The organism is Kribbella koreensis, assembly GCF_039525325.1.
GTDB classification, from domain to species: domain Bacteria; phylum Actinomycetota; class Actinomycetes; order Propionibacteriales; family Kribbellaceae; genus Kribbella; species Kribbella koreensis.
In genome coordinates this window covers 251,603-268,608 of sequence record NZ_BAAAHK010000001.1, presented here as the reverse complement: position 1 = coordinate 268,608, position 17,006 = coordinate 251,603, and the positions used below count along the sequence as shown (strand labels likewise).

Annotated in this window: 16 protein-coding genes; 12 read left to right on the top strand and 4 right to left on the bottom strand. The window is 67.1% G+C overall.

All coding sequences use genetic code 11. The annotated features are described in order from the left end of the window. The first annotated feature begins 19 nt into the window (after positions 1–19). The 8 genes from ABD116_RS01290 to ABD116_RS01255 all read left to right on the top strand — a co-directional run bounded on the left by ABD116_RS01290 (position 20) and on the right by ABD116_RS01255 (position 8,068). Positions 20–1,339, top strand: coding sequence for an ABC transporter substrate-binding protein (locus ABD116_RS01290; protein WP_343963850.1), 1,320 nt, complete (start codon positions 20–22; stop codon positions 1,337–1,339). Continuing rightward, positions 1,336–2,259: a carbohydrate ABC transporter permease gene (locus tag ABD116_RS01285; protein WP_343963848.1), complete on the top strand. Its 924-nt coding sequence runs from the start codon at positions 1,336–1,338 to the stop codon at positions 2,257–2,259. The genes ABD116_RS01290 and ABD116_RS01285 overlap by 4 nt, the downstream gene beginning before the upstream one ends. Continuing rightward, on the top strand, positions 2,256–3,125 hold the full coding sequence (locus ABD116_RS01280) for a carbohydrate ABC transporter permease (protein ID WP_343963846.1): 870 nt from the start codon (positions 2,256–2,258) through the stop codon (positions 3,123–3,125). Before ABD116_RS01285 ends, ABD116_RS01280 begins: the two co-directional genes overlap by 4 nt. 4 nt (positions 3,126–3,129) lie before the next feature. Next, positions 3,130–4,350 carry an enolase C-terminal domain-like protein gene (locus tag ABD116_RS01275; RefSeq protein ID WP_343963844.1) on the top strand — a complete coding sequence of 407 codons (1,221 nt, stop codon included), beginning with the start codon at positions 3,130–3,132 and terminating at the stop codon, positions 4,348–4,350. Continuing rightward, positions 4,350–5,474: a hypothetical protein gene (locus ABD116_RS01270; RefSeq protein WP_343963842.1), complete on the top strand. Its 1,125-nt coding sequence runs from the start codon at positions 4,350–4,352 to the stop codon at positions 5,472–5,474. The genes ABD116_RS01275 and ABD116_RS01270 overlap by 1 nt, the downstream gene beginning before the upstream one ends. Next, a complete protein-coding gene (locus ABD116_RS01265; protein ID WP_343963840.1) occupies positions 5,474–6,130 on the top strand; it encodes a bifunctional 4-hydroxy-2-oxoglutarate aldolase/2-dehydro-3-deoxy-phosphogluconate aldolase in 657 nt (218 codons plus the stop codon). The genes ABD116_RS01270 and ABD116_RS01265 overlap by 1 nt, the downstream gene beginning before the upstream one ends. Beyond that, positions 6,127–7,002, top strand: a complete 876-nt coding sequence (locus tag ABD116_RS01260; RefSeq protein ID WP_343963838.1) for a 2-hydroxy-3-oxopropionate reductase — start codon at positions 6,127–6,129, stop codon at positions 7,000–7,002. The genes ABD116_RS01265 and ABD116_RS01260 overlap by 4 nt, the downstream gene beginning before the upstream one ends. Before the next feature lie 172 nt (positions 7,003–7,174). Next, a complete protein-coding gene (locus tag ABD116_RS01255) occupies positions 7,175–8,068 on the top strand; it encodes a MurR/RpiR family transcriptional regulator (RefSeq protein ID WP_343963836.1) in 894 nt (297 codons plus the stop codon). On the opposite strand, the gene ABD116_RS01250 is transcribed toward ABD116_RS01255, so the two are convergent. After that, entirely contained in the window at positions 8,041–9,198 is a 1,158-nt protein-coding gene (locus ABD116_RS01250) for a citrate/2-methylcitrate synthase (protein ID WP_343963834.1), read from the bottom strand. The two genes, ABD116_RS01255 and ABD116_RS01250, sit on opposite strands and share 28 nt — an antisense overlap. A 74-nt stretch (positions 9,199–9,272) precedes the next feature. Here ABD116_RS01250 and ABD116_RS01245 point away from each other — a divergent pair, with 74 nt between their 5' ends. After that, the gene (locus ABD116_RS01245; protein WP_343963832.1) at positions 9,273–10,436 is read left to right on the top strand and encodes a citrate/2-methylcitrate synthase; all 1,164 of its coding nucleotides are present in this window, start codon (positions 9,273–9,275) and stop codon (positions 10,434–10,436) included. A 57-nt stretch (positions 10,437–10,493) separates the two neighbouring features. Here ABD116_RS01245 and ABD116_RS01240 read toward each other — a convergent pair whose 3' ends face one another. Then, positions 10,494–11,405, bottom strand: a complete 912-nt coding sequence (locus ABD116_RS01240; protein WP_343963830.1) for an alpha/beta hydrolase — start codon at positions 11,403–11,405, stop codon at positions 10,494–10,496. Between the two features lie 18 nt (positions 11,406–11,423). Beyond that, positions 11,424–12,887, bottom strand: coding sequence for a flavin-containing monooxygenase (locus ABD116_RS01235; RefSeq protein ID WP_343963828.1), 1,464 nt, complete (start codon positions 12,885–12,887; stop codon positions 11,424–11,426). Between the two features lie 133 nt (positions 12,888–13,020). On the opposite strand from ABD116_RS01235, the gene ABD116_RS01230 reads away from it, so the two are divergent. The 3 genes from ABD116_RS01230 (at position 13,021) to ABD116_RS01220 (ending at position 15,746) form a co-directional block, all read left to right on the top strand. After that, complete coding sequence (locus tag ABD116_RS01230; RefSeq protein ID WP_343963826.1) at positions 13,021–13,392, top strand: YciI family protein; 372 nt, start codon at positions 13,021–13,023, stop codon at positions 13,390–13,392. Between the two features lie 78 nt (positions 13,393–13,470). Beyond that, positions 13,471–14,772, top strand: coding sequence for an RNA polymerase sigma factor (locus ABD116_RS01225; protein WP_343963824.1), 1,302 nt, complete (start codon positions 13,471–13,473; stop codon positions 14,770–14,772). A 62-nt stretch (positions 14,773–14,834) separates the two neighbouring features. Further along, on the top strand, positions 14,835–15,746 hold the full coding sequence (locus ABD116_RS01220; RefSeq protein WP_343963822.1) for a phosphotransferase family protein: 912 nt from the start codon (positions 14,835–14,837) through the stop codon (positions 15,744–15,746). Here the strand turns inward: ABD116_RS01220 and ABD116_RS01215 are convergent. Continuing rightward, positions 15,715–16,770, bottom strand: a complete 1,056-nt coding sequence (locus ABD116_RS01215) for an NUDIX hydrolase (protein ID WP_343963820.1) — start codon at positions 16,768–16,770, stop codon at positions 15,715–15,717. The genes ABD116_RS01220 and ABD116_RS01215 overlap by 32 nt on opposite strands. Positions 16,771–17,006: the final 236 nt, after the last annotated feature.

The window sequence follows — 17,006 nt, the reverse complement described above, 5'->3', positions numbered from 1 at the left end:
AAAGAGATGGGGACTGACCATGAGGCTCACATCGGCGCCGAGGACCCTCGCGGCCCTCACCGCGATGACCCTGGTCGGCTCGCTGACCGCCTGCGGGGGCGACGACTCAGCAAGCGACGCGAGTAAACCGCTCGAGTTCTGGAGCAGGAGCGGGCCGGAGGGCGCCACGACGTACAAGGCGATCCTGGCCGCGTTCACCGCGAAGACCGGCATCAAGGTCGACTACCAGGGCGTGCTCGAGTTCGACACCCAGCTGCAGACGAAGGCGTCGTCGAAGAAGCTGCCCGACCTGTGGATCAACGACGCCAGCCTGCTCGGCACCTATCAGGGGCAGGGCTACACGACGCCGGTCGAGGCTTCTCAGATCGAGGGCGGCGACTCGATCGACGCCGCGACCTGGGCCCAGAACAAGGGACTCGACGGCAAGACCTATGCGGTTCCGTTCAGCCGGCAAGCCTTCGGCACCCTGGTGAGGGTCGACTGGCGAAAGAAGCTCGGACTGCCGCAGCCCAAGACCTGGGACGACCTGACCGCGCTGGCGACCGCCTTTGCCACCAAGGATCCCGACGGCAACGGCAAGAACGACACGTACGGCATGGTGGTGCCGGGCTCCAGCAAGAACGGCTACATCGGCTGGTGGGGCGTCAGCTACATCTGGCAGGCAGGCGGTGACATCATCGCGCCGGCCGGCGAGGGCAAGTACAGGTCGGTGGTGAACACGCCGCAGACCAAGACCGCGCTGGAGTTCATCCGCAAGCAGTTCTGTACGCCGGGCAACGTCGTCCCCGGATCGCTCAACCTCACCACGAGCGAGGCGCCGTTCTTCCAGGAGGGCAAGGCCGGCATCTACCTGACCGGCCCGTACGCGATGGGCGGCTACGACAAGCAGCTCGGCAAGGACAAGTACGAGGTCGTCCCGATGCCGAAGGGCCCGGTCGGTACGACGACGCTCGGCGACGGCGAGAACATCTACTTCGGGGCGGGCTCGAAGAAGTCCGACGATGCCAAGAAGCTGGCCGCGTTCCTGATCAGCCCGGAGGGGCAGGAGATCGGGATGAAGGCGGCCGAATCGAAGTACCCGGTGGTCCGGCTGCCGGTCAACAAGACCGTCGACGTCCACACGGTGCTCAACGATCCGCGCTGGGACGCGATCCAGAAGCAGTACCAGAACGACTCCAAGACCTTCGTCTGGTCGATCAAGTACCAGCCGATCCGGCAGGCCACCGGCGAGGCGATCAACGCGATGATGTCGAGTTGCACGAGTGATCTCGACGCCGGGCTGAAGAAGCTCGACACGGCGCTCAACGACGAGCTCAAGGCGCAGGACGTCCTCGGGTGACGACGATCCCGGTACTGCGACGCCGGGCGCGGCCAGTGGTCGCTGCCCGGCGTGGCCTGCTCGGCGGTCCAGTGTGGTTGCCGTGGGCCCTCTTGCTACCGGCCTTGCTGTTCGCGCTGACGTTCAAGTTCATCCCGATGGTCGAGGGCCTGCGGATGAGCCTGTTCAAGGTGCAGCCGTTCCTCGGCGACGAGTGGGTCGGGCTGGAGAACTACAGGACCGTGCTGACCGACTCGCGGTTCCGCGGCGCCCTCGGGCACACGCTGGTACTGGGCATCGGGCAGACCGTGGGCGCGTTGTTCCTCGGCTTCCTGCTGGCGCTGTTGCTGGAGGGCTCGTCACGGACCCTGTGGGTGCTGCGAACGGCGATCTTCCTACCGGTCGTGACGGCCGTCGCGGTGATCGGCGAGGTGTGGCGGATCCTCTACTTCCCTTCCGGGACCGGGTTCATCAACGAGATCGCCGGCTGGTTCGGGCTCGGGCCGTTCGGGTTCCTCAGCGATCCGGACCAGGCGCTCGTGTCGGTGATGATCGTCGGGATCTGGACGGCAGCGCCGTACAACATGGTGATCATCCTGGCCGGGCTGACCGGCATCGACCGGACCTTGTACGAGGCTGCCGCCGTCGACGGCGTGTCCCGCTGGCAACGGATCCAGTACATCGTCGTACCGGGGCTGCGGCCGGCCATCTCGGTGCTGCTCACGCTGGCGGCGATCCGGAGCCTGCGGATCTTCACCGAGGTGTTCGTCCTCACCGGCGGCGGACCGGCGGGCTCGACCGAGGTGTGGATGACTCGCGTGTTCTCGCTGGGCTTTCAGCGCAACGATCTCGGTGTCGCCTCGGCGGCCTCGACTTTGCTGTTGCTGGTGACCGTTCTGCTGACGCTCGGAATGCGGCTGGCCACCAGGAGGACCAGATGAGTATGTCGTCGCAGTTCGACACGGCACTGGGCTGGTCGCCCCGGCTGAGTGTCTCGAAGGTGCTGCGGATCGCGCTGTGCGTCGTGGTGGTGTCCATCTTCGCGGCGCCGTTCCTGACCATCGTCTCGGGCGCGTTCAACGAGACGACGGACTCGACCCAGCTCAGCCTCTATCCGAATCACCCGACGCTGCTGCCGATGAAGATCGCGGGGGAGAAGGGCGTCTGGCACTACCTGGCGAACTCGCTGGTCATCGTCGGCGGCGGACTGCTGCTTCAGCTGGCGATCTCGATCCTTGCCGCGTATGCGTTGTCGCGGCGCAAGTTCAAGGGCGCGACCGTCGTGATGCTGCTCTTCCTGCTCACGATGATGCTGCCGGAAGAGGTGATCGCGGTTCCGCTGTCGCAGGTGATCGCGTCGCTGCCGCTGCTCGGGGTCAGCCTCAAGGGATCGGTCTTCGGTGTCATCCTTCCGGTCGCGTTGTGGGGTTTCACGATCCTGATCATGACCGAGTTCATGAAGGAGATCCCGGCCGAGATCGAGGAGGCCGCGCGGCTCGACGGCGTCGGCGAGCTGCGGATGCTGTGGGTGATCGTCTTGCCGCTGTCCAAGCCGGTGCTCGGGGTCGCGACGATCTTCGGCTTCATGATGATCTGGGACCAGTACCTGCTGCCGCTGATCGCGGCCGACAACCCGACCGACTACACCCTCACGGTCGCTCTGTCCGTACTCCGTGCCGACGGCCAGGTGGGCCCCGGCGTACTGCTGGCCGGCGCGCTGGTCGCCTTGGTGCCGAGCCTGATCGTCTATCTGCTGATGCAACGGTCGCTGATCCGCGGGATCACCTCCGGTGCGACGAAGGGCTGATTCCTTGAAGATCTCCGACCTGATCATCACGCCACTGGCTTTCGCGGACCCAGCCCTGCTCAACTCCACCGGCGTCCACGAACCGCTGGCGCTGCGTACCGTCGTCCAGTTGGTCGTCGACGGCGGGCTGGTCGGGCTCGGCGAGGGCTCAGGGGAGCGGGAGGTGCTCGACCGGCTGGAGCTGGTCCGCGCGGCGATCATCGGCCAGAGCGTCTTCGACACCAGCGCGATCGAGCTGATCGTCGCTGCGGTCCTCGGCCCCGACGTCACCCCGCTGCAGAAACGAGCCGTCTTCTCCATCATCGAGGTCGCCTGCCTCGACGCCCAGGGCAAACTGCTCAGCGTACCGGTGGTCGACCTGCTCGGCGGTGCCGTCCGCTCCGAGGTCCCGTACAGCGGCTACTTGTTCTACAAATGGGCTGGTCATCCGGACGCGGTTGCCGACGGCTGGGGCGAGGCTCTGGATCCTGCTGGGATCGTCGACCAGGCCCGGCGGATGATCGATCTGCACGGGTTTCGGTCGCTCAAGCTCAAGGGTGGGGTGTTCCCTCCGGACGAGGAGATCGCCGCGATGCGGGCGCTCGCCGGGGCGTTTCCGGGGATGCCGTTGCGGATCGACCCGAACGGCGCCTGGTCGGTGGAGACCTCGAAGTACGTCGCTCGCGAGCTGGCCGGCGTGCTCGAGTACCTGGAGGATCCGACGCTGACGACCGCGGCGATGGCTGAGGTGGCAGCGGTCGCTTCGATGCCGTTGGCAACCAACATGTGCGTCATCAGTCCTGAGACGGTGCCCGAAGCGGTGCGGCTCAACGCTGTGCAGATCGTGCTGTCGGATCACCACTACTGGGGTGGGCTGCGGCACACGCGGGAGCTCGGCGCGATCTGCGACACCTTCGGTCTGGGCATGTCGATGCACTCGAACTCACATCTCGGCGTCTCGCTCGCGGCGATGACGCACGTGGCCGCGGCGACGCCCGACCTGGCCTATGCGTGCGACACGCATTACCCGTGGAACAGCCTGGACGACGTGGTGACGACCCCTTTCGAGTTCGTCGACGGGGCTCTCGCCGTACCGGCCGGGCCGGGGCTCGGGGTGGAGTTGAACGAGGCGAAGCTGGCCGAGTTGAATCGGCGGTACGTCGAGTCGGGGCGGACCACGCGCGCCGATACGGCGTACATGCGGCTGGTCGATCCGGCGTACGATCCGACGCTGCCGAGGTTCTGATGGCGTCGGTGTATGCCTATCCGTGGGATGTGAACGGAGATCCGGCGGCGCCTGACCTGCTGGCCTCGTTGGGTGCCTCGTCGGTGGTGCTTGCGGCTGCTTATCACTCAGTGCGTGCCGCGACTCCCAGGCATCCGCGGCATCGGGTCGTCGAGGCGTCGAGTGCGTTGTATGTCCCGGTACGACCGGAGGCTTGGGGTGCCTTGATGCCGCTTGGTGGAGCTGGTTGGGCACGGGAGGATGCGTTCAACCGGGCGGCTGCTCAGCTCTCGCTGCCGGTGAAGGCTTGGGTGGTACTGACTCACAACTCCGCGGTTGGGCGGCTCGATCCGGCTGTTTGCGTCCGCAACGCCTTTGGCGATGTGTATGACTATGCGCTTTGCCCTTCCTCTGATGACGTACTGGCCTACGCGCACGTGTTGGTCGGAGAGGTCGCCCGGCTGACGGGCGTCGAGGCGATGGTGCTCGAAGCGTGTGGGCCGCTCGGTTTCAGCCACCAGTCGACGCACGAGAAGACCGCTGGCGCCGACTGGTCTGCTGTCGACCAGGCGTTGCTCTCGATCTGCTTCTGCTCTGCCTGTGCTGCTTCTTATGTCCTTGCGGGCTTGGAGGTCGAGCGATTGGCCTCGTTGGTGCGGGCGGGGGTTGGGGTTGCCTCGTCTGTGGACGACGCGCTGGGGCCGGAGGCGAAGGTGGTGCTCGAAGTGCGCCGGCGGGCGGTCCGGGACTTGCGGGATGCGGTGGTTGCTGAGGCGCGGGCTTCCGGCGTACGGGAGATCTCTTTGCATGCTTCGGTTGCTGCCTGGGATACCGGACCGGCTGCAGTCGTGGACTCGGTTGCGGACGGCATCGACAGCTATATCGCTCCTGCTTGGGAACTGACTGATGCGGGGTCGCGCCGAGTCTCGGAGCTGCGCCGGCTGGGGTGCGATCGGGTCGGCGCGTATGTGACCGCGCTACCGCCCGTACCGCCGGACGCCGAGGTTTTGGCGGCGCATTGGCAGTCGCTGCTTGCGGCGGGTGCGACCGATCTGCACATCTATCACGCCGGATTGGCGTCCGACCGTCGTCTCGCCGCTGTGCGGACGGCGCTGGCGTCGCTTCGGCCTTCGAAGGGGCAATGATGATCCAGCTGAGTGACGAGTTGTCGGACCGCCCGGTGGTCGCCGTACTGCGGGCTGCCGGCGCCGACCGGTTCCTCGAGGTGTCGGCGGTACTCGCCGACGCGGGGTTCGGGGCGGTGGAGTTCACTCTCACGACGCCGGGCGCTGTTGCGGCGATCGCTGCCGCGCGTGCTGCCTTGCCGGACCTGCTCGTCGGTGCCGGCACTGTGCGGACTTTGGAGCAGGTGCATCTGGCGATCGATGCGGGGGCTTCGTTTCTGGTCAGCCAGGTGACCTCTGAGGTTTTGGTGGCTGCGGCGGCTGCTCGGGGTGTGCCTTTCATCCCGGGGGCGTTGACGCCGAACGAAATCGTGGCGGCGTGGGAGCTCGGGGTGCAGGCGGTGAAGGTTTCGCCGGTCGGGCCGGTGGGTGGGGTCGACTACATCTCCGAGCTGGTCGGGCCGTTGCCGGATATCGCGTTGATGCCTACCGGTTTGGTGCGGATCGACGAGGCCGGCGACTACTTGGCTGCGGGTGCCGCGGTGGTCGGGATCAGTCGGGACCTGACGCGGGATGCGCTGTTGCCGGGCGGGGATCTGCAGGGTTTGGCCGAGCGGGCGGCGCGGGTGATCCGGTCGGTGGACGTTCAACGACAACTGAGCAGGAGTGAGCAGTGAGGATCGCGTTCGTCGGGCTGGGCATCATGGGGTTGCCGATGGCAACGAATTTGGTGAGGGCCGGGCATGACGTCTGGGCCTACAACCGGAGTCCGCGGAGCTTCGAGGGGACGTTGGCGGGGTCTGTCGCCGAGGCGGTGGCGGAGGCGGACGTGATCATCACGATGCTGCCGGATTCGCCGGATGTCTTGGCGGTGGTACTCGGTGACGATGGGGTGCTGGCTTCGGCCGGGCGGGGAGCATTGCTGATTGACATGAGCTCTATCGCTCCCGCGGCGGCCAGTGATGTCGCTGCGGAGGCGGGGGCTGTCGGCGTACGGGCTCTGGATGCGCCGGTGAGTGGGGGAGAGCAGGGCGCGATCGACGGGACGTTGTCGATCATGGTTGGTGGGTCTGCGGAGGACTTCGAGGCTGCGTTGCCGGTGCTCGAGGTACTGGGGTCGACCATCGTCCATGTGGGTCCGGCCGGGGCGGGGCAGACGGTGAAGGCGGCCAATCAGCTGATTGTCGCGGGGACCATCGGGCTGGTTGCCGAGGCGCTGACCTTCCTCGCGGCCCACTCGGTCGAGCTGGAGCCGGCGGTCGAAGTACTGGCCGGCGGCCTCGCGGGCAACCGAATCCTCGACCGCAAAGCGGCCGGGATGATCGCGCACACCTTCGAACCAGGCTTCCGCATCGACCTCCACCACAAGGACCTGGGCATAGTCATCGACTCCGCCCGCGCGGCTGGCACTGCCATCCCCCTAGGCGCCGTCACTGCCCAACTAATGGCAGCCGCCCGCGCCCAAGGCCACGGCTCCCTGGACCACTCAGCCCTCCTCCTGGTGATCGAGTCCCTCTCCCGCCGAACACCCGGCCAACCGACCGCCTGACCGACCCGCCACGCACGCATAACCCGCGCGATCCGCCCAGACACGCCGCGGCAACCGCTTCCAGTCCGACTTGTGCATGCATGGCGGACCGGTCAGGTGTTGTTGCATCGGCTCTGATCGGGCTGGTGTGAATTATTGACAGCTGGCGGCGGGGCTTCTGAGAATCATTCATATGAGTCTTGTGGAGTCGCCGCCGCCCAGTCTCGAAGCTCGGATCCACGGTCTGCTGCCGGCCTTGACGCCGGCTCAAGTCCGGGTCGCGACCGAGGTACTGCGTGATCCGGCGGCTGTCTCGTCGTCGACGATCGGGGAACTCGCCGCGCGTTGCGGCACCTCGCTGCCGAGTGTGACGAGGTTCTGCCTGGCCCTCGGACTCAGCGGGTACGCCGAACTGCGCCTGGCCCTCGCGGCCGAAAGCGGTCGCAGCAGCACCAGTTGGGAGCAAGGAACTGGCGCCGAGGTCGGCCCCGACGACACCCTCGACCACGTACTGCGGACCCTGCTCCAAGCCGACGCCCGAGCCCTCGAAGACACCGTCGCCGAACTCGACGTCGACGCACTGGGCAAAGCAGTCCACGCGATCTCGGACGCCCGCCGCATCGACCTCTACGCCGTCGGCGGATCCGCCTGCGTCGCCGAGGACCTCCGCCTACGCCTGCACCGAATCGGCCGCGGTGCCACCAATTGGAGCGACGTCCACAACGCCCTGACAAGCGCTGCCTTGCTGGGCGCCGGAGACGTTGCCATCGGCATCTCCCACAGCGGCGAAACCCTGGAAGTCCTCGAACCCCTACGCCGAGCCGGCCACCAAGGCGCCTTGACGGTCGCCATCACCAACTATCCACGCTCATCCCTGGCCCGAGCAGCCGAGCTGGTCCTCACCACAGCCGCCGCCCGAGACGTCACCTTCCGAACCGGCGGCCTCTCCGCCCGCCACGCCCAAATGCTGGTCCTGGACGCCTTGTTCATCGGCGTAGCCCAACGCGACTACACCCTCTCAGAACAGTCCTTCGACATCACCGCCGACGCAGTCGCCACTCACAGATCCCCCTCCCGCCCGGTGTAGACCCCCAACGCGCGGAACCGCAGCCCTGGTTCGGCGTACTCCTCCAAGGCGTGGGCCGTCCAGCCGATGATGCGGGCGATGGCGAACAGGGCCTCGCCCGCGTCGGGGTGGAAGTCGTGGGCGTGCATCATCGTGGCGATGGCCAGATCGCTGTTGGGGAAGGTCGGGATTCTGCGGGTGATGGTGGTCAGCTGCTCGAGGATCGGTTCATCAGCCATCAGGCCGAACAGGGTCTCCGCGCGGGGGTCACGCTGCTGGTAGATCCGGTGACCGAAGCCCGGGACCGGCTCGCCTGACCGGAGCCGGTCGGACAAGACCCGGATCGGATCCTGCAGGGCCCGGCCGAGAAATTCGTAGGCGAGGGTCGGGGCGGCACCGTGGTACTGCCCGTCCAGCGCGCCGAGTCCGGCCGACACCACGGAGTACAGGTTGGCCCTGGAGCTGGCGGCGACTCGAGCCGCGATCGTGGAGACGGCGAGTCCGTGGTCGGCCAGGAGGATCAACGCCGCATCGAGTAGCCCGGATTTCACCGGCTGCGTCGAGAGCTTCGGCCACAATCGATCACCGACGCTGCCCTCCCCGGTCGGCCCAGGCAGTGCTTCGATCAGTACGCCGAGCAGCCCGCGCGCCGCCGCGACCACCGACTCTCTGGCCAGATCGAACCGCAGCGGATCGGCCGCTCCCAGCACCGCCACTGCGATCCGCAGTTGATCCACCTTGCGGGCCGTGGCCGGCGCTACTGCGACGCTCGCCCGCGCAAGGTCGACGAGGGTCGGCTCTGCGACGAACGCGGCCGGCTCCAACTGCCCGTTCCACAGCAGATTGGCGACCGACTCGACCGACTGCTCCTCGACGAGGTCGCGCACCGAGTGGCCGCGGTAGTAGAGCTCATCGTTCTTCAGCAGGGTGAGCTCGGTTTCGATCCGCTCGACGACCCCGGGGTGCTCGACCGAGCGGCTCGCCAACCGCTCGACCTCGTCGGCGGCGAACAGGCTGCCGCGCCGGCCGCGAGCACGGACGCTGGTGAGGTGGCCGCGGCTCACGTACGAGTAGATCGTCTCCGGCTTCACCTGTAAGCGGCGCGCGACCTCGGCCGTGGTCAGGTAATTCTCGTCACCTTGCTGCGTCATCGCGCGCTCCCGGGACCACTGATGTTGACTGGATCAACATTGACAATAGTTGATTGCGCTTGAACGCTGAAATCATGTCAATCACAGTCGAAGGACCGATCGAAGTACCGCCTGGGCTGCGCAATGTCGTCGTCACCGAGACCCGGCTCGGCGATGTTCGTGGTGACGAAGGGTTCTACCACTATCGGCAGTACTCGGCGATCGAGCTGTCCCGGGCCAAGACGGTCGAGGACGTCTGGTTCCTGATGTACGAGGGCCGGCTGCCGACCGCTGCCGAGCTCGCGACCTTCAGCGACACGATCGCGCCGCTGCGCGTGCTGCCGGCCGAAGTACAGGCTGCACTTCCAGCGATCGCCGCTGCCGGTTCAGCCTTCAACCCGCTCGCCGGACTCCGTACTGCGCTGTCCCTGCTCGCCGCCGCCCGCGAGCTCCCACCTGTGTGGGATGCAGACCCCGTACGCCGCAAGGCCGACGCCATGCTCGTCTGCGCCGTCACCCCGACGATCCTCGCGGCCCTGTACCGCCTACGCGAGGGACTGGAGCCGCTCGAACCGCGTGCTGACCTCTCCACTGCGGCCAACTGGCTCTACCTGGTGACAGGCCAGGAGCCGACTGAGGCCAAGGCGCGGGCGATCGAGCACTACCTGATCTCCACCATCGACCACGGGTTCAACGCGTCGACCTTCACCGCCCGCGTGATCGCCTCGACCGGCGCCGACGTCGTATCGGCCGTCGCTGGAGCCATCGGCGCCTTCTCCGGTCCTCTGCACGGTGGCGCCCCGGACCGCGCACTCGCCAGCCTCGACGAGATCGGTACGCCGGATCGCATCGACGACTGGGTCCGCGCGAAGGTGTCGGCGGGGGACCGCATCATGGGGTTCGGCCATGCGGTCTATCGCACCGAGGACCCGCGCTCGCTCATGCTCCGCGACATCGCCCGCGGCCTCGGCGGCGACCTGGTCGACTTCGCCACGACGGTCGAGCAGCGCATCGTCGAAGTACTGGCCGAACTCAAGCCGGGCCGCAACCTCTACGCCAACGTCGAGTTCTATGCCGGCGTGGTGATGTCCCTCTGCGACCTACCGCGCGCCATGTTCACCCCAACCTTCGCCACCAGCCGCGTCATCGGCTGGACCGCCAACATCCTCGAACAATCCGAAGACCCCAAAATCATCCGCCCATCCGCCCGCTACGTCGGCCCACCGCCACCGGTGGCTGTCCCGATCGACAGGACATAGTGCCGATTCGGCCGATCCCGATCGCATCCTGAGCGTGGCGGCAGGGTCGGGGAACGACTATGTCCTGTCGGTAGGGACAGTGAGCAGTGCTTTCAGGCGCCTGTCGAGATCCTCAGGGGCGGTATGGCCCAGGCCGGGGATGCGGATGATGTCGATGCCGAAGGCGGCGAGCCGATCCGAGGCCCGGTCGATGGCGGGAAGTGTGTGGTCCTCGATGCCCACTAGGATTGTTGCCGGTGACAACGGCCCTGCCGCTGTCACCGGGAGGTCCCCGAGCGAGGGTGCCAGCACGATGACGCCTTTTACCGCGGTCGGCTCAGCAGTGAGTGCCCAGTCGAGGGCAGCGCGTCCACCGCTGGAGAAGCCGGCCGCGATCACCGGTAGTCCACGCAGTTCGTCGGGGAGCGCGTCCAGGGCGGCGGCGATGTCCCGGACGACCAGGTCGCGCTCGAGCCAGGTGCGGAACTGCGGGGAGATCAGCTGCGACGAGTCGACGCAGACCAGCGCGTAGCCGAGCCCGACCACAGCAGCCCAGTCCCTGGCAGCCCGCGTCGCGCGCTGGCCGGTGCCGTGCAGCGCGACGACCACACCCGTCACCGGTTGCTCGGCGGCGGGCAGGTCGATCGTCCAGGCAGGCTTGTCATTCACCTTGCGCCCTTGGGACAACTCGACCAACTGCTTGAACTCAGGTACCTCGCGGAGCGCCGCGAGATCGTCGTCCTGGACCAGCAGCGAGTGATGCCACCAGGCGCCGGCCGCACTGGCCCGCAGGAGAACCTCCAGCGCTGCATCCGGATCACCGAGCGAGCCGCGCATGCACGCCTCGAAGTGCGCGAGTTCAGCCGCCCAGGGCGCGAGGTCCGGGCCCCGGGCATCGAGCAGGTCCAGCGCCTCGCGCTGCTTGCCTTCGCGGTACAGCCTCAGCAGGCGTTCCGTCAGTTGTTCGTAGCGAGCAGCGGTCGTGTCCACCGGCCCATCCTGCGTGCGCTACCGGGTCAAGTCGACCGGTTTGCGGGTCGGTTTGAACTGCATGGCGCCGTCGTTGAGGTGGCGGTAGCGGAGGGTTAGCAGGTCTCGGGGGTAGTTCTGGCGGAGGCGCCAGGGGCCGGTGGAGCCTTGGCGGGGGAGGATGTTGGCGGCTCGGCGGATGTAGCCGGAGGTCAGGTCGACCACGGGACGCGGTGGGGCGTCGTACTCGGCTGGGTCGATCTCTGGGACGCAGATGGTGGTGCCGGTCGCGTCCAGGTGGTTGAGGAGCCGGCAGACGTACTGCGAGGTCAGGTCGGAGCGCAGCGTCCAGGAGTTGTTCGTGTAGCCGATGCACCAGGCCAGGTTGGGTACGCCGCTCAGCATCATGCCTTTGTAGACGAAGGTGTCGTGAACATCCACGTGGCTGCCGTCGACAGTCAGCTCGATCTTGCCGAGGACCGCCATCTGTAGGCCGGTGGCGGTCACCACGACGTCTGCGGGCAACTCCTCACCGGAGCGCAGCCGGATGCCATCAGGGGTGAAGGTGTCGATCTCATCCGTCACCACTGACGCAGTACCGTCGCGCAGGGCTCGGAAGAGGTCCGCGTCCGGTACGAGGCACAAGCGCTGGTCCCAGGGCTTGTACTGCGGGGTGAAGTGCGGGTCAGCCGGTATGGACGCGGGGAGTTGCTTGGCGGCGGTGCTGTTGAGCACCCAGGCCGCATGTGCGGGCCAGCGGCGGATGGCGGCGTACACGAGACTGCTGAGCGCGACGTTCTTGCCGCGGATGACGTGGTGGGCCAGCTTCTCCGGCAGGACTGCGCGGAGTCTGTCGGAGAACGCGTCGGCGGCAGGGCGTGAGGCGACGTAACTGGGGGAGCGCTGCAGCATGGTCACGTGCGCAGCGGCGGGTGCCATGGCTGGTACCAGGGTTACGGCGGTTGCGCCGCTGCCGATCACCACTACGCGCTTGCCGGTGTAGTCGAGATCCTCAGGCCAGTGCTGCGGGTGAACGACCTCGCCCTGGAAGTCCTTGAGGCCGGGGAAGTCCACGACGTACCCGCTGTCGTAGTTGTAGTAGCCGCTGCAGACATAGAGGAAGGAGCAGGTGTACGACTCCTTGGTCGTCTCCACCGTCCACAGCGCATCCTCCGACGACCAGGACGCCCGTACTACCTGTTGCCCGAAGCGGATGTGCTTGTCGATCCCGTACGTCGCTGCCGTCTCGTGCAGGTAGTCGAGGATCGACGGGCCGTCCGCGATCGCCTTCGCCGCCTTCCACGGGTGGAAGGGGAAGCCGAGCGTGAACATGTCGCTGTCGGACCGGACACCGGGGTACCGGAAGAGGTCCCAGGTGCCGCCGAGGTCGTCGCGGCCTTCGAGGATGGCGTACGAGTGGCTGGGCGCCTGCGTCTGCAGCCGGTAGGCGGCGCCGATCCCCGACAGGCCGGCGCCGACGATCAGTACGTCCAGGTGCACCATGAGTTCCTCCTGGGGTCCTGTTGAGTACATGGTCAACAGTAGGCGAAAAAGTTCATCCTGGGTGTTGTCGATTCCTTCCGGTGTCGTTCGTCAGCAAGATGTCCAAGAGAACCCCGAGACAAGGGAGCCAGAGATGGCGCAGTACATGTTCCTGTTGTTCGACTCCGAAGAGTTCTACGACAACATCACGCCGGAGGCCTGGCAGGCGACGATGAAGCTGCACAATGCCTTCGGTGAGGCGGTCGAGGCGGCCGGCGCGAGCATCTTCGGCGGCGCGGCACTGGAACGCTCGACCACGGCGAGCACGGTCAGGCAATCCGACGGCGGCGAGCCGATCGTCACCGACGGCCCGTTCATCGAGACCAAAGAGGCCCTCGGCGGCTTCTACCTGATCGAGTGCAAAGACCTCGACCAGGCCCTGGCCCTCGCCAAGATCTGCCCCTCCGGCAACGTCGAGGTCCGCCCCGTCATGGACACCTCCGAAGACTCCACCCCACCGGCCTGACGCGCGCCTGGGTTCGCCGCCGCCATCTCGCGGCGGCGTGCCCAGCCTCGAAAGATCTCTCTGGGAGGAGGTGAGTGGGTGGAGGCGGGAGCGTCTACGGCGCGGGAGGTTGCGGGGCTGGTGGAGCGGGCGCATCGGGCGTGTTGGTCGACGGTGCTTGCTTCTACTGTGCGGTTGACCCGGGATCTGGATCTGGCGGAGGACTGTACGCAGGACGCGTTCGTGCAGGCGTTGCGGACGTGGCCCGATGGGGTGCCGGACAACCCAGCCGGATGGTTGACGACGGTCGCGCGGCGGCTGGCGCTGGATCGGTTGCGGCGGGAGACGACGCTGCGGCGGAAGTTGCCGTTGCTGATCGAGGATCCGGTGGCGCCGGGGGACAGCGAGCGGCCGACTGATCCGTTGCGGCTGGTGTTCACCTGCTGCCACCCGGCGCTGGCACGGGATTCGCAGATCGCGCTGACTCTACGGCTGATCTGCGGCCTCACCACCCGCGAGGTCGCCGCCGGTCTGCTGATCAGCGAGACGACGGCCGCTGCCCGGATCACCCGCGCGAAGAAGAAGATCGCCGCCGCCGGCATCCCGTACCGCATCCCCGCCGACGACGAACTGGCCGACCGCCTGGATGTCGTCCTCACAGTCGTCCAACTCGTCTACACAGCCGGTCACGTAGCCACCGGCCCCGAACTGACCCGCACCGACCTGACCGGCCGTGCCCTGGAGCTCGCCCACCTCCTGGTCCGCCTGATGCCCGCCGAACCAGAACCAGAAGCCCTCCTGGCCCTTCTCCAAATGACCCAAGCAAGAGGCGACGCCCGAGTCAGCGAAGACGGCGAACTGGTCCTCCTGGCCGACCAGGACCGCCACCGCTGGAACGTAAAACTCCTCGCCGAAGGCGTCTCCCGAGCAACCGCAGCCCTCCAACGCGCCACCCCTAGCACCCAGCCCGGCGGTCCCGCTCAGGCGGCCGGTGGTGTCGGGGAGCGGGGGGTTGGACGGTTCGCGTTGCAGGCGGCTGTGGCTGGGTTGCATGTGACTGCGCCGTCGTGGGAGGAGACCGATTGGCATCAGGTGGTGCGGATGTACGACGCCATGCTGCTCCGCTGGCCGTCGCCCATCGTCGCCCTCAACCGAGCCGCCGCGCACAGCTTCGTCCCCGGCGCCGACCTGACCGCGATCCTCGAAGAACTGGATGCCCTCGGCAAGGATCCGGCGTTGAAGAGCTACTCCTACCTTCCAGCGACCCGCGCCGATGTGCTGGCGCGCCTCGATCGCGCCGACGAAGCCATCGCGGCGTACGACGAAGCGATCGCCCTGACCGCCAACGACACCGAGCGCCGCTTCCTGACCCGCCGCCGGGCCGCTCTCCAGCCGAGCTGACCGCGCTGCTCTCCCCGCCAATTGACGCGACCACTGTGCGGAAGGCGTGCTTGACTGACGGCATGGGTCTCTCCCCGACGCCGCCGCAGTTGCAGTACTTCGAAGAGCGCGCCGCCGCCCCGGTCACACTGATCGGCCAAGGGATGGAAGGTGCTGTCTACGACCTCGGCGATGGACTGGCCGGGAAGATCTGGTTCGAGCGGTCGGTGAGTGAGGTGCGGCCGCTGCAGGCGTTTCTCGGTGAGTTGAGCCAGCAGGGGTTGCCGTTTCGCACACCGGAGATCGTTGTCGTGGACGACATCGGTGGCAGGGCGGTCAGCATCGAGAAGAAGTTGACCGGCACGCCGCTTCAGCAGGCGCTGGAGAATGGCGCGGTGAGCCGGCAGCAAGGAACGGAGCTGTTCGTCGACATCGTCACAGCACTGGAGACGACCACGGCCGGTCCGGCAGCGGCAGCGCTGCCGCTGTTGGGCGGCGTGGAGCCGGCAGCCGGTGAGTGGGGCATAAGGCTGGCGGAGTTGGTGCGGCAGCGGGCGCTTGGATCGAGCGAGTACTTGACCAAGGACGTCGACGGATTCGACGAGTTGCTGGGGAAGGTGTTGGCCGGGCTGGCCGCAGTACAACCAGACAAGCCGCAGATAGTCCACGGCGACCTCTGTACTCCGAACATCCTGGTCGGCGACGGCCAGGCGGCTCTGCTCGACTGGGGGTTCTTCACGACGGCAGGTGACAACACCTTTGATGCCGCGACAGCCGCTGGGTTCTTTGACATGTACGGGCCGGAGGCTCGAGTGATCGACGACCTGCTGTTCGATCGGTTCGAAGGGCTCGGGCACTCGCGCGAGCGGATGCATCTGTATCGCGCCGCCTACGCCATCTGCACGGCCACCATCTACAGCCCGACCGGTGCCGACGGCCACTACACCTGGTGCGTCGAGAACCTCAAGCGGGAGGATCTTCGAGCTGCCCTGTGACCGGGTGTCCGTCGCGCAGGTTGTGCAGGACATCCGGCGAGGCCAGTACCAACGGTAGGCGCCGGCTGTTGAGGGGCGAGACGAGGTCGGCGAGCTCAGTGTGGGAGTACCAGTCGACGCCCAGGATCTCGAAGCCGTCTGGCGTCAGGGACTCCAGCAGGGACGGGTCGTGGGTGCCGCCGTCGTACAGGATCTCGATCGCGTCGCCCCAGCCTTGCCAGCGGGGCAGCCAGTCGATGGCCAGGACTCCGATGAGGGGGAGCTGGAAGCCGAGTTCTTCCTGCATCTCGCGCAGGGCACCCGTCGCCGGGTCCTCGTCCGGTTCGACGACGCCGCCGGGGAGTTCGAGATCGCGTTTGTAGCTGACCTTGCAGAGCAGGACCCGGCCACCGGTGTCGCGGACGACGACATGCGCGATCACGCGCTTCTTCGGAAGTACGGAGTCCATCAAGGCGGTCCAGCCGGACAACGTGTCGGCGCGCGGGTCGTCCTGGCGCAGGCCGTAGACGGCGACGTCTCGCCGCTCGCCCTGCAGCAGAGCGCCGCCGCGCAGCAAACCCTCACGCCGGAAGCCGGAGCGGATCGCGATGCGTGCCGAAGCGCGGTTCTCCGGATCGACCTCGACCTGCAGCCGATCCAGCCCGAGCTCACCGAAGGCGTAGATCACCAGCATCCGTACTGCGCGCTGCGCGACCCGCTGCCCCCGATACGGCTTGTAGGTAGTCCACGACACCCCACCGACACCAGGCGAGAGTCGCCGAACCTCAACCGTCCCGACCGGACCCGACTCGCCGGCCAGCTCGATGACGAAGTTCACCACCGCACGGTCGTCGGCGTACTGCGCCCGCCACCGCTCGACCGCTTCGGCCAAACCGGAGCGCGACGGGGTCGACGAGAACCAGCGCACCATCTCGTCGTCCGCCAGCCCGTGGGCGACGTCGATGTCCTCGTCCCGCCACGGCCGCAGGGTCAGCTCACCATCGGTCAAGGTCGGCTGAGGAGGCACACCAGGCACAGCTGTCACCCCGTGAACGCTACCCGTTGTCCTCCGCCCAGCACCGAACCCCCGGCACGGCGAGATGACGCACCATCGGCAACGAGCTCAGGATGCCTGAAATTCTCACGGCTGGTGATCGCCCGGGCACGCATTTCACACCATGGCGGCCGCCGGACCGATTCACAGGAAATTTTCAGGTATCGAGCTAACTTTTACGACCTCTTGTGCGTCTATACCTAAGAAGGCGGGTGAGGTCGCGTCGG

Bases quoted from the DNA above. Each gene is read 5' to 3' on its own strand.
- ABD116_RS01265 (WP_343963840.1), top strand. From the start codon at position 5,474: ATGATCCAGCTGAGTGACGAGTTGTCGGACCGCCCGGTGGTCGCCGTA.
- ABD116_RS01270 (WP_343963842.1), top strand. From the start codon at position 4,350: ATGGCGTCGGTGTATGCCTATCCGTGGGATGTGAACGGAGATCCGGCG.
- ABD116_RS01230 (WP_343963826.1), top strand. From the start codon at position 13,021: ATGGCGCAGTACATGTTCCTGTTGTTCGACTCCGAAGAGTTCTACGAC.
- ABD116_RS01250 (WP_343963834.1), bottom strand. From the start codon at position 9,198: ATGACGCAGCAAGGTGACGAGAATTACCTGACCACGGCCGAGGTCGCG.
- ABD116_RS01255 (WP_343963836.1), top strand. From the start codon at position 7,175: ATGAGTCTTGTGGAGTCGCCGCCGCCCAGTCTCGAAGCTCGGATCCAC.
- ABD116_RS01245 (WP_343963832.1), top strand. From the start codon at position 9,273: ATGTCAATCACAGTCGAAGGACCGATCGAAGTACCGCCTGGGCTGCGC.
- ABD116_RS01290 (WP_343963850.1), top strand. From the start codon at position 20: ATGAGGCTCACATCGGCGCCGAGGACCCTCGCGGCCCTCACCGCGATG.
- ABD116_RS01220 (WP_343963822.1), top strand. From the start codon at position 14,835: ATGGGTCTCTCCCCGACGCCGCCGCAGTTGCAGTACTTCGAAGAGCGC.
- ABD116_RS01280 (WP_343963846.1), top strand. From the start codon at position 2,256: ATGAGTATGTCGTCGCAGTTCGACACGGCACTGGGCTGGTCGCCCCGG.
- ABD116_RS01235 (WP_343963828.1), bottom strand. From the start codon at position 12,887: ATGGTGCACCTGGACGTACTGATCGTCGGCGCCGGCCTGTCGGGGATC.